General features: G+C 62.7%; 6 protein-coding genes, 2 tRNA genes and 1 rRNA gene. 4 read left to right on the forward strand and 5 right to left on the reverse strand.

What is annotated here, in order from left to right:
• Positions 1–270: 270 nt before the first annotated feature.
• From IVA79_RS01820 to IVA79_RS01830, 3 genes are all read right to left on the reverse strand, one after another.
• Positions 271–346: transfer RNA gene (locus IVA79_RS01820), tRNA-Ala, on the reverse strand.
• Between the two features lie 108 nt (positions 347–454).
• Positions 455–531: transfer RNA gene (locus IVA79_RS01825), tRNA-Ile, on the reverse strand.
• Between the two features lie 188 nt (positions 532–719).
• Positions 720–2,208 (reverse strand): 16S ribosomal RNA (locus IVA79_RS01830).
• Between the two features lie 1,115 nt (positions 2,209–3,323).
• Here IVA79_RS01830 and IVA79_RS01835 point away from each other — a divergent pair.
• From IVA79_RS01835 to IVA79_RS01845, 3 genes are all read left to right on the forward strand, one after another.
• The gene (locus IVA79_RS01835; RefSeq protein ID WP_247549919.1) at positions 3,324–5,387 is read left to right on the forward strand and encodes a M23 family metallopeptidase; all 2,064 of its coding nucleotides are present in this window, start codon (positions 3,324–3,326) and stop codon (positions 5,385–5,387) included.
• 144 nt (positions 5,388–5,531) lie between these two features.
• Positions 5,532–7,151: a hypothetical protein gene (locus IVA79_RS01840; protein WP_247549921.1), complete on the forward strand. Its 1,620-nt coding sequence runs from the start codon at positions 5,532–5,534 to the stop codon at positions 7,149–7,151.
• 87 nt (positions 7,152–7,238) lie between these two features.
• Positions 7,239–7,505 (forward strand): hypothetical protein, encoded by a 267-nt coding sequence (locus IVA79_RS01845; RefSeq protein ID WP_247549923.1) that lies wholly within the window; start codon positions 7,239–7,241, stop codon positions 7,503–7,505.
• A gap of 77 nt (positions 7,506–7,582) precedes the next feature.
• Here IVA79_RS01845 and clpB read toward each other — a convergent pair whose 3' ends face one another.
• Positions 7,583–10,222, reverse strand: a complete 2,640-nt coding sequence (gene clpB, locus IVA79_RS01850; protein WP_247549925.1) for an ATP-dependent chaperone ClpB — start codon at positions 10,220–10,222, stop codon at positions 7,583–7,585.
• Positions 10,223–10,475: 253 nt separating this feature from the next.
• Between clpB and IVA79_RS01855 the strand changes: the two genes are divergently transcribed.
• Complete coding sequence (locus IVA79_RS01855) at positions 10,476–11,264, forward strand: MOSC domain-containing protein (protein WP_247549927.1); 789 nt, start codon at positions 10,476–10,478, stop codon at positions 11,262–11,264.
• A 151-nt stretch (positions 11,265–11,415) separates the two neighbouring features.
• Here the strand turns inward: IVA79_RS01855 and IVA79_RS01860 are convergent, their stop codons facing one another.
• Positions 11,416–12,189, reverse strand: coding sequence for a TIGR02594 family protein (locus tag IVA79_RS01860; RefSeq protein ID WP_247549929.1), 774 nt, complete (start codon positions 12,187–12,189; stop codon positions 11,416–11,418).
• Between the last annotated feature and the right edge of the window lie 3 nt (positions 12,190–12,192).

The following is a 12,192-nucleotide window of genomic DNA, read 5'->3' on the forward strand; positions in this document are numbered from 1 at the left end:
GCGAGGCGGTCAAGCTTCGCTAAAAGGATCATTTACAACTCGCTTGTCGCTCGAACGCAGCCTTGTGAGCTACCTTCGAAAGACGCACGAGCGCCGAAATGATCCGGAGATAATGAAGTCTCGCGTGGCAATTGCTTGCCGCACGATCCAACTCGGATCGATCTCCTCTTTACGATGTCAGAAATCACGCAGCTTACTGTCTATCCAGACTAGTAAGTGCGAAGTGATGTTTCGCGGACGACGGTACAAGATCTCGGTGATCAAACCATCTGGTGGAGCCAGACGGGATCGAACCGACGACCTCATGCTTGCAAAGCACGCGCTCTCCCAGCTGAGCTATGGCCCCGTAACCAGAAGACGAATGCTCGTTTGATAGCCCGCCTTCGCCAAGGCTACGGCGTGGCAGCCTTCTTCTCGAAGGGCTTGCCTAGCCGAAGCAGCGAAGCGCGAAGGCTGGTGGGCCTGGGAAGACTTGAACTTCCGACCTCACGCTTATCAAGCGCGCGCTCTAACCAACTGAGCTACAAGCCCCTAACGCATATCCTGTTAAGGACCAGGGATTCTGCAAGCTAGCAGCCCCAGCGCGTGTTCGTCCGCGAAGAAAGAGAAACGTAGACGGCGAAATCCCGCCAATGCAGCTCAACGATCTGGCGATCTGTTGGCCACTGATGTTTCTAAAACGGTTCGATAGAAGCAAGCTTCTGAAGAACCATCCTTAGAAAGGAGGTGATCCAGCCGCAGGTTCCCCTACGGCTACCTTGTTACGACTTCACCCCAGTCGCTGACCCTACCGTGGCCGGCTGCCTCCCTTGCGGGTTAGCGCACCGTCTTCAGGTAAAACCAACTCCCATGGTGTGACGGGCGGTGTGTACAAGGCCCGGGAACGTATTCACCGTGGCGTGCTGATCCACGATTACTAGCGATTCCAACTTCATGGGCTCGAGTTGCAGAGCCCAATCCGAACTGAGACGGCTTTTTGAGATTTGCGAAGGGTCACCCCTTAGCATCCCATTGTCACCGCCATTGTAGCACGTGTGTAGCCCAGCCCGTAAGGGCCATGAGGACTTGACGTCATCCCCACCTTCCTCGCGGCTTATCACCGGCAGTCTCCTTAGAGTGCTCAACTAAATGGTAGCAACTAAGGACGGGGGTTGCGCTCGTTGCGGGACTTAACCCAACATCTCACGACACGAGCTGACGACAGCCATGCAGCACCTGTGTTCCAGGCTCCGAAGAGAGGGTCACATCTCTGCGACCGGTCCTGGACATGTCAAGGGCTGGTAAGGTTCTGCGCGTTGCGTCGAATTAAACCACATGCTCCACCGCTTGTGCGGGCCCCCGTCAATTCCTTTGAGTTTTAATCTTGCGACCGTACTCCCCAGGCGGAATGCTTAAAGCGTTAGCTGCGCCACTAGTGAGTAAACCCACTAACGGCTGGCATTCATCGTTTACGGCGTGGACTACCAGGGTATCTAATCCTGTTTGCTCCCCACGCTTTCGTGCCTCAGCGTCAGTATCGGGCCAGTGAGCCGCCTTCGCCACTGGTGTTCTTGCGAATATCTACGAATTTCACCTCTACACTCGCAGTTCCACTCACCTCTCCCGAACTCAAGATCTTCAGTATCAAAGGCAGTTCTGGAGTTGAGCTCCAGGATTTCACCCCTGACTTAAAGACCCGCCTACGCACCCTTTACGCCCAGTGATTCCGAGCAACGCTAGCCCCCTTCGTATTACCGCGGCTGCTGGCACGAAGTTAGCCGGGGCTTATTCTTGCGGTACCGTCATTATCTTCCCGCACAAAAGAGCTTTACAACCCTAGGGCCTTCATCACTCACGCGGCATGGCTGGATCAGGGTTGCCCCCATTGTCCAATATTCCCCACTGCTGCCTCCCGTAGGAGTTTGGGCCGTGTCTCAGTCCCAATGTGGCTGATCATCCTCTCAGACCAGCTACTGATCGTCGCCTTGGTGAGCCATTACCTCACCAACTAGCTAATCAGACGCGGGCCGATCTTTCGGCGATAAATCTTTCCCCGTAAGGGCTTATCCGGTATTAGCACAAGTTTCCCTGTGTTGTTCCGAACCAAAAGGTACGTTCCCACGCGTTACTCACCCGTCTGCCGCTGACGTATTGCTACGCCCGCTCGACTTGCATGTGTTAAGCCTGCCGCCAGCGTTCGCTCTGAGCCAGGATCAAACTCTCAAGTTGGACTTGAACTTTGAACCGGCTGATCACAACGTTTGACGAGGTCCCACCATTTTTCCGACGACCGAAGTCGCCGAGCTGCCTGCGATTCACATCGCTGGCAACGATGGTGTTTCCTTTAAAACGTGTACCGCCGAAGTCTTTCGTCCGGCCTCGATCAGAAAAGCCGAAGCTTTTCAGAAGCGAGACCCGCAAGGACTCCGCCGTCCACGTTTCTCTTTCTTCATCTTCACTTGTCAAACAGCCCGAGACCGGAGAGGCCTCAACCTTCCCTAGGAGGAAGGGTTCCGACACCCTTACCGACGATGAATGAACTCCAATCGACTTGCGCCGACTGTTGTGTCACTCAACAAGGTGAGGAGCATCAGTGGCGCGTTCGCTCGCCTTGGTCAGTGACCCGGCGGCGCCGCGCTCAGTGGTTGGGGTTATAGGCCCCACCTTCCGGGCTGTCAACGCCAATCGTCAACAAATCGTCGCACAGTGGACCACGTGAAAAATTCTAGTGTTTCCAATCTATTAGCGAGGCACGGATCGTGGCGAACGGGACGGGACGGCAAAAAATCTGAAAAAAAGTTTGCCCACCGACGGGCTCCGGAGGGCGCCTTAAGCCCCCTCCCGGCCCTCCCCCTTATCCCTTCTGCGCGGCCCCGCTTCACCCAGCCGGGAACGCCCCGGCCCAGCCCGAGGGATCCCCGGCCAGATATCCCAAGCCGGATGGAGAGGTCGGGCCAAGCTGCGGTCCACCCGTCGAACGGAGCCGTTTAGGGCCAGCCGTTCAGGAAACTTTTTCCATGACAGGCGCCGTACTTGAGCCACAATCCCGCGGCGTTCTGATAAGAGACAAGCTTGAATCGCGGGGGTGCCAGTGGGGGCTGCCGGCGGTTTTCATGGGGTCCGAGGAAGGCGATCTTGCAGATGACGCGACCTTCCCCGGACATTCGAGAGACATCGAGAGAGCTTTACCCGTCCAGCTGTTCGTAATTTCGGCCGGTCCCCTCGCGGGGCCTTCTGAGCGCGGGCGCCTGTGCGGCTTGCCTTTTTCCGGCGATGCCCCTTCAAGAGGGCGACACGGACAAGGTTCGGACCGGGCTTCTTGGGTCGTTGATTGGGGGACTTGAGTGAACCACAGGACGTCACGCGGCGTTTACGGGCGTGAGACCGGGATCATCGATCTCGGCCACGAGCCGCCGCTGTCCGTCGACGGTTCGGAAGCCGCCGTGATCGACCGTCGCCGCGTCTCGGTGCAATGGTTCAGCGGGACAATCTTGACCGGACTCTGCGGCGCAGCCCTGATCGGCGGCGCCGTTTTCGCATCTCTCGACGGCGAGATGACCTTCGCCAAGGTGCCGGAGCGGGTCGAAGGCGCGCTGCGCGGCGCATTCGGCGCCGCCGATCGCGCCGCCACGCTGCACAAGAGCGACCGCCTGCCGCCGCCGAACGAATCCACCGCGTCCCGCAACATCGTGCGCGTCTCCACGGTCGCCCGCGTCGGCAACCGCGACGTGATGCGGGTGCGTCCCTTCGTGCGGATCGCCGGCAATCTGTCGATGACGACGAGCGATCTGTCGGCGAAGATTCCGCCCTTCAACGCCCAGCGCCTGCTCACCGATGTCGGCTCCGATCCAAAGGCGGCAGCGGAAGACCCCAACAATCCGGAAGCGGTCGAACCCGACGCGGAAGTCTCCTTCGTCACCAAGGACCTGTCGGCGGTGCTGCCGAAGGCCAAGATTTCCGCCGTGGTGGCGCTCGACGACATCCTGATGCGGGTGCGCGATGCCGCCAATTGGCGCGGCAATGGCGGGGTGCGCTACGCCTCGCTCGCCAATGCCGCCGCGGACATCTCCGGCGCGACCGGCCCCTCCGACATCAGAACGGCCTACGCCGCCGAGGCCTCGCCGTCCGATCCCTATGCCGGCTTCGAGACGCGCGTGGTGCCGGAGAACGTCACGCTGCTGCCCAAGACCAAGGAGCAGATCACCGGCGGCAATCCCAACGGCGAACGCGTCCATCTGGTCAAGAAGGGCGACAGCGTCGCCGGCGTGCTGCGCGATCTTGGCGCCAACGCCGACGAGATCAAGGCGATCACCGCGACACTCGGCCCGCGTGGCCGCGACGGCGGCCTCAAGGAAGGCGAGAAGCTCCGCATCCTGATGGCGCCTGCGAGCCCCGGCGCCCGCCTCCAGCCCTACCGTGTCATCGTCGCCAACGAGACCATGGTCGAGGCGATCGCAGCGCTGTCCGATCTCGGCAAATACGTCGCGGTCGACGTTTCCAGCATGAACACCGTCGCCGATGCAGCGGCCAGCGCCAACAGCGACGACGATGACGACGATGACGGCTCCGGCGTGCGGCTGTACCAGAGCATCTACGAGACCGCGATGCGCAACAAGGTGCCGATGCCGGTCATCGAGGACATGATCAAGATCTACTCCTACGACGTCGATTTCCAGCGCAAGGTGCAGCCGGGCGATTCCTTCGACGTGTTCTACGCCGGCGAGGACGAGGGCGTGACCTCGAGCGAAAAGAACGACGTGCTGTTCGCCTCCCTCACCGTCGGCGGCGAGACCAAGAAATACTACCGCTACCAGAGCCCCGACGACGGCGTCGTCGACTACTATGACGAGACCGGCAAGAGCGCGAAGAAGTTCCTGGTCAGAAAGCCCGTCAACAACGCCATCATGCGCTCCGGCTTCGGCGGCCGCCGCCACCCGATCCTCGGCTATGTGAAGATGCACACCGGCGTCGACTGGGCCACCGCCTACGGCACGCCGATCTTCGCCTCCGGCAACGGCCTGATCGAGAAGGCCGGCCCCGAGGGCGGCTATGGCAAATACATCCGCATCAAGCATTCCAACGGCTACGAGACCGCTTACGGTCACATGTCGGCCTTTGCCAAGGGCATGGAGGCGGGCAAGAAGGTGCGTCAGGGCCAGGTGATCGGCTTCGTCGGTTCGACGGGCCAGTCGACCGGACCGCACGTCCACTACGAGATCCTGGTCAACGGCCGCTTCGTCGACCCGATGCGCGTGAAGCTGCCGCGCGGCCGCTCGCTCGAAGGCCCGATGCTCGCAGGCTTCGAGAAGGAGCGTGACCGGCTCGAGGGCATGATGAGCGGCCGTGGCGGCGCCATCGCCCGCATGTCGGATGCAACCGGCGGCCCGCTGCAGGTCACCAACCGGTAGTAGAAACCGGCGGCCGGACATCTGCCAACACCATCCGAGTTCACGTTGACCGCGCGAGGCCACCTCGCGGCGTCACAATTTCAAGTTTCGTTTGCCAAAGCGGCCTGAGGGGCGAATACTTTCCAAAAAACGGGAGGTCTCGCCATGAAGAACAGGCTCGCCTGCGCAGCCTTCGTCGCTGCGCTTCTGGCCACCACGAACGCATCAGCCGACGGCTGGGAGGTGACGAAGCTCGTTCCGGGCTCGGCGTTCCATGGCGTGCACGGGCTCGGCATCGACAAGGCCGGCCATCTGTTCGCCGGCAGCGTCGCCGGCGCGGCGCTCTATGAGGTGGACATATCAGGCGGTACCGCCAAGGTTGCAATTCCCGCTCCGATCGGAATGGCCGACGACATCGCGTTCGCGCCCGATGGCACCATGGCCTGGACGGGATTTTTGGCCGGCGATCTCTATGCGCGCAAGGGCGATGGCCCGATCAAGAAGCTCGCGAGCGGTCTTCCGGGCATCAACTCGCTCGCCTTCCGCAAGGACGGCAGACTCTACGCCACCACCGTTTTCCTCGGCGACACGCTCTATGAGATCGACGTCGAGGGTGTCAAACCGCCGCGCCAGATCATGGAGAAGATGGGCGGCCTCAACGGCTTCGAGTTCGGTCCCGACGACAAGCTCTACGGTCCGCTCTGGTTCAAGGGCCAGGTCGCAAAAGTCGACGTCGACAAAGCCGAGCTGACCGTCGTCGCCGACGGCTTCAAGGTCCCGGCCGCGGTGAACTTCGATTCCAAGGGCAATCTCTTCGTGGTCGACACCGCGCTTGGCCAGCTCGTCCGGGTCGATCCCAAATCGGGTACCAAGACCACGGTCGCGCAGTTGAAGCCGTCGCTGGACAATCTCGCGATCGACGACAAGGACCGGATCTACGTCTCCAACATGGCCGACAACGGCATTCAGGAGGTCGATGCCGCGACCGGCCAGGCCAAGCAAATCATCATCGGCAAGCTCGCGCTGCCCGGCGGCATCGGCGTCACTAGCGAGAACGGCAAGGATACGATCCATGTTGCCGACGTGTTCGCCTATCGCACGGTGGACGCCGCAACCGGCGAGGTCACCGAGAAGGCGCGCATGCACGCCGCCGGCACCACGCTCGAATATCCGATGAGCGCGACGGCGCGGGGCAACGATGTGGTGCTGTCGAGCTGGTTCACCGGCACGGTGCAGGTGATCGACGGCAAGACCGGCGCAACGCGCGACATGCTGCACGGCTTCAAGGCGCCGCACGATGCCATCGTGCTCACGGACGGCAGCATTTTGGTGGCCGAGCTCGGCACCAAGTCACTGGTCAAGGTGAGTGGCGAGCACGGCAAGGACCGCACTATGCTGATCGGCGACCTCGAGGGACCGGTCGGGCTCGTCGGCGGGAAGGCTGACGAGGTCTACGTCACCGAAGCCTTTGCGGGCACCGTGTCGCGGATCGACAGCAACGGCGAAAAGACCGTGGTCGCCAAGGAGCTGAAAATGCCGGAAGGCATCGCGCGCGGCAGCGACGGCCAACTGATCGTGGCGGAAGTCGGCGCGAAGCGGCTGATCGAGATCGAACCGGAGAGCGGCAAGGTCACCGAGATCGCGGCCAATCTCCCGATCGGCCTCGTGGGCGCACCCGGAGGATTGCCAACGCATATTCCGACCGGCGTCGCGGTCGGCGCCTCCGGCGTGATCTACTTCTCGTCAGACGTGGAGAACGCGATTTACAAGGTCTCGAAAAAGTAACCTCCGCCAGACCGGCCCAGACCGCGGAACCCACACGCGGGTTCCCGGTTAGACGCTGACGGACATCGATCAGCAGGAGGATCGCCCATGACGCGCCTCTCACGCGACGACGTCATCAAGGCCGTGGACCGGGCCGACGACGTCACCATTGCCCAGATCATTGGGACCGGCGCGACCGTCGAGGAGCTCACTGAGGCCCAAGCCTGGCTCGCCAATGACGAGCCGATGATCAACGACCTCCGCCCGCTGGCGCAAGGCCGCGTGCGCGAACTGGTCGATATTCTGTCGGAGCTCGAGCAGGATGACGACGAGCAAGGCCCGGCCGATCCTGGCTCCGCATCCGCAGTCAGCTAGCCAATCGACACAACAAATCGCCCCGGAGAGTGACCTCTCCGGGGCGGCCTGTCGTTTCGGGCTTCGAAGGATGGTCTTCAGTTCAGCTTCCGCTTCGGCACCGGCGCCTCGAACGGGGCAATCTCCGCCGTCTGCGGCGCCTTTCCGTTGAAGGTCAGCACATTGCCTTCCGACGAGATCGCGACGCTGTCGCCGTCCCTGACGTCGCCGGCCAGGATCATCTCGGCGAGCGGATCCTGGAGATAGCGCTGGATCACGCGCTTCAGGGGCCTTGCGCCATAGGCGGGATCCCAGCCCTTGGCGGCGAGCCAGTCGCGGCCGGCGGCATCGAGGCTCAGCACGATCTTGCGATCGGTCAGGAGCTTCTGCAGCCGTGCGAACTGGATCTCGACGATCCGGCCCATCTCGCTCCGCTGCAGGCGGTGGAACAGGATGATCTCGTCGACGCGGTTGAGGAATTCGGGGCGGAAATGCCCGCGCACCATTCCCATCACCTGCTCGCGCACGGCCGAGGTGTCCTCGCCCTCCGGCTGGTTGACCAAAAACTCCGAACCGAGATTCGAGGTCATGATGATCAGCGTGTTACGGAAGTCGACGGTGCGGCCCTGGCCGTCGGTCAGGCGACCGTCGTCGAGCACCTGCAACAGGACGTTGAAGACGTCTGGATGCGCCTTCTCGATCTCGTCGAACAGCACCACCTGGTAGGGCCGGCGCCGCACCGCTTCGGTGAGCGCACCGCCCTCGTCATAGCCGACATAGCCCGGTGGCGCGCCGATCAGCCGCGAGACCGAGTGCTTCTCCATGTATTCGGACATGTCGAGGCGGACCATCGCGGTCTCGTCGTTGAACAGATACTCGGCGAGCGCCTTGGTCAGCTCGGTCTTGCCGACGCCGGTGGGCCCTAAGAACATGAACGAGCCGGTGGGGCGGTTCGGGTCCTGCAGGCCTGCACGCGAGCGGCGCACGGCGGTTGCGACCGCACGCACGGCCTCAGCCTGGCCGATGACCCGCTTGCCGAGCTGCTCCTCCATCTTCAGGAGCTTCTCCTTCTCGCCCTCCAGCATCTTGTCGACGGGCACACCGGTCCAACGCGAGACCACCTGCGCGATATGGTTGGCGGTGACCGCCTCCTCCATCATCTCGCCGGAGCTTTCGCGCGCCTCGATATCCGCAAGCTGCTTCTCGAGCTCCGGGATCCGGCCGTAGGCCAGCTCGCCGGCCTTCTGGAATTCGCCGCGCCGCTGCGCATTGGCAAGCTCGACACGCAAGCCATCGAGCTCGGCCTTTAGCTTCTGGGCATCGGAGAGCTTGTTCTTCTCCGCGCTCCAGCGCGCCGTCAGCGCCGCCGACTTCTCCTCGAGCTCGGCAAGGTCCTTCTCCAGCGTCTGGAGCCGGGACTTGGAGCCGGGATCGCTTTCCTTCTTCAGCGCCTCCTGCTCGATCTTGAGCCGGATGATCTCGCGGTCGAGCGAATCCAGCTCTTCCGGCTTGGAATCGACCTGCATCTTCAGCCGCGCCGCAGCCTCGTCCATCAGGTCGATCGCCTTGTCGGGCAGGAAGCGGTCGGTGATGTAGCGGTTGGACAGCGTCGTCGCGGCAACAAGCGCGGAATCGGTGATCCGCACGCCATGGTGTTGCTCGTACTTGTCCTTCAGCCCGCGCAGGATCGAGATGGTGTCCTCGACCGAGGGCTCGCTGACGAAGATCGGCTGGAAGCGCCGGGCCAGCGCGGCATCCTTCTCGACGTGCTTCTGATACTCGTCAAGCGTGGTCGCGCCGATGCAGTGCAGCTCACCGCGGGCGAGCGCCGGCTTGAGCAAATTGGAGGCATCCATCGCGCCGTCGCCCTTGCCGGCGCCGATCAGCGTGTGCATCTCGTCGATGAACAGGATGAAGGTGCCCTCGCTCCCGGTGACTTCCTGAAGCACGGCCTTCAGCCGTTCCTCGAACTCACCGCGATATTTGGCGCCGGCGATCAGCGCGCCGAGGTCCAGCGACAGCAGCTTCTTGTCCTTCAGGCTCTCCGGCACGTCGCCGTTGACGATGCGAAGTGCGAGGCCTTCGGCGATGGCGGTCTTGCCGACGCCGGGCTCACCGATCAGGACGGGGTTGTTCTTGGTTCGGCGCGAGAGCACCTGGATGGTACGGCGGATCTCCTCGTCGCGGCCGATGACCGGATCGAGCTTGCCGTCGCGCGCGGCCTGGGTCAGGTCGCGGGCATATTTCTTCAGCGCGTCATAGGCGTTCTCGGCGGTCGCGCTGTCAGCCGTACGGCCCTTGCGCAACGCTTCGATCGCCGCGTTGAGATTTTGCGGGGTGACGCCGCCCTTATTGAGGATCGTACCGGCCTCGCTGGTCTTCTCCAGCGTGAGGCCGAGCAGCAGCCGCTCGACGGTGACGAAGCTATCGCCGGCCTTCTCACCGGCCTTTTCGGCCGCATCAAAAGTGCGGGCGAGCTCGGGCGCCAGATAGATCTGCCCGGCACCGCCGCCGGAGACCTTTGGCACCTTGTTCAGGGCGTCCTCGGTCGCCTTCAGGATTGCACGGGAATTGCCGCCGGCACGGTCGATCAGGCCGGAAGCCAGGCCCTCATTGTCGTCCAGCAGGACCTTCAGCACGTGCAGGGTGGAAAACTGCTGGTGTCCCTCACGCATCGCGAGCGACTGCGCAGACTGGACGAAGCCCCTGGAGCGTTCGGTGTACTTCTCGATATTCATGTCTTTTCTATCCCTCGGCCTGCCCTCGGGGCCCCTAAGGCACCCCAAACGGCATCTTCATTGGGTTTCCAATTACCGCATTGACGTTTCTCAACCGGTAACGGTCGCATTGCCGACGTTGCCGCCGGCCTGACGCAAATGTGGGAAGCAGGTTGCAGATGCGAAAGAGGCGACTTCACAATTTCGTGCGCAACAATTTCGTAAGCACGTGGGCGGGCTTGGCTCCGGCCGGCCGAATCCCCTAAGTAGCAGCATGACAGCCAGCCACATTGCCGAGATCACCGGCCTCTACCGCTACCCGATCAAGGGCCTGACGCCGGAACGCCTGTCGCGCGTCCCGTTGCGGGTCGGTCAGACCCTGCCCGCGGACCGCCGCTACGCCATCGAGAACGGCCCGAGCGGGTTCGACCCCGAGGCGCCCGAATGGAAGCCGAAAATCCAGTTTCTGATGCTGGCACGTAATGAGCGGCTGGCCGAGCTCGACAGCCGGTTCGACGACGCCACCAATGTCTTGACCATCCGCAAGAACGGTCAGACCGTCGCCAGCGGCGATCTCGAGACCGCCGCCGGGCGCGCCGCCATCGAGCGCTACTTCACGGAGAACTTTCAGCCTGAGCTGAAGGGGCCGCCCAAGGTTCTGTCCGGCCGCGACCACAGCTTTTCCGACGTCGCCCGCAAGGTCGTCTCCATCATCAATCTCGGCAGCGTCCGCGCCATCGAGGCCATGCTCGGGGGCACCGCGGTGCATCCGCTGCGCTTTCGCGCCAATCTCTACGTGAAGGGCTGGCCGGCCTGGTCGGAGCTCGATCTCGTCGGCCAGACGCTTGCGATCGGGCAGGCCCGGCTAAAGGTGGTCAAGCGCATCGTCCGCTGCCCCGCCACCAATGTCGATCCCGAGACCGGCAAGCGCGATCTTGAAATCCCGCCCACGCTCTCGCGCACGCTCGGCCACATGGACTGCGGCATCTATGCCGAAGTGATCGAAGGTGGCGAGATCGGCATCGGCGATGCGGTTGCGGTGGAAGAGCCGAAGCTGCTGTGAGCTTCGTAGGGTGGGTTAGCCCTGCAGATACGCGAAGCGTATCTGCAGGGCGTAACCCACCACTTCTGTCTCCATAGAAACCAAAGAGGTGGGTTACGCAGCGGACCGCGCTTCGCGCGACCGCCAGCTAACCCACCCTACGTCTCCATCATTAATTCGGCATCACATACGCATAGATCTTGCCGCGCGAGACCGGCGCCTCGCGGACGCGGTTGCCGTTGTTGCCGGAGATCATGATCGGATTGCCCTGCGCGTCGATGCCGGTGATGATGCCGACATGGCCGCCACGGCCGCCGCGCGACATCACCGCGATGGCGCCGACCTGCGGACCGGAAACACGCGTGCCGTAACGCGCGAACGAGCTCGCCATGTCGGATCCCGTGCCCTGATGGCCGGTGTGCTGAAGCACCATGTTCATGAAGCGCGCGCACCACAGGCTGCCTCGCCCGGTCGGATTGCTGCCGACATAGCGGCGTGCCTCCGAGACGAGACCCGATCCACTGCCGAAGCCACCGCTGCTGATGCCGTTACTGGCCATGCCGTTCGTGCCCGTGGCCATTCCACCGCCATCGCGCATGGCCATGCGACGGCTACCGCTCGCAGCCATTCGACCGCTGCCGCGAATGATCGTATCACCGGTGCCGCTCATGGCAACGCCTGGACTATTGGCGTTCGGATCATAGCTGGCAAAGCTGTTGCCGAATCCGCTCGCCTGCAACTGCGCCGCGCTGCGCTCGAAGCGCGAGCTGCGTGCATGGTTGCGATAATGATGATGTCTGGCGTGGTGCACGTAAGCGTGCCGCTCTGCGCTTTGACGATGATGCGGCCGCGCTGAGGCCGGAGAGACGAACGCGGCAAAAGCCGCGAAGAAGATCGCCAGCGCGACAACACAACGCGACAGGCGAGACGCAAACAACTCAAACATCCT

The sequence above is a fragment of the Bradyrhizobium sp. 138 genome, from assembly GCF_023074075.1.
GTDB lineage: Bacteria > Pseudomonadota > Alphaproteobacteria > Rhizobiales > Xanthobacteraceae > Bradyrhizobium.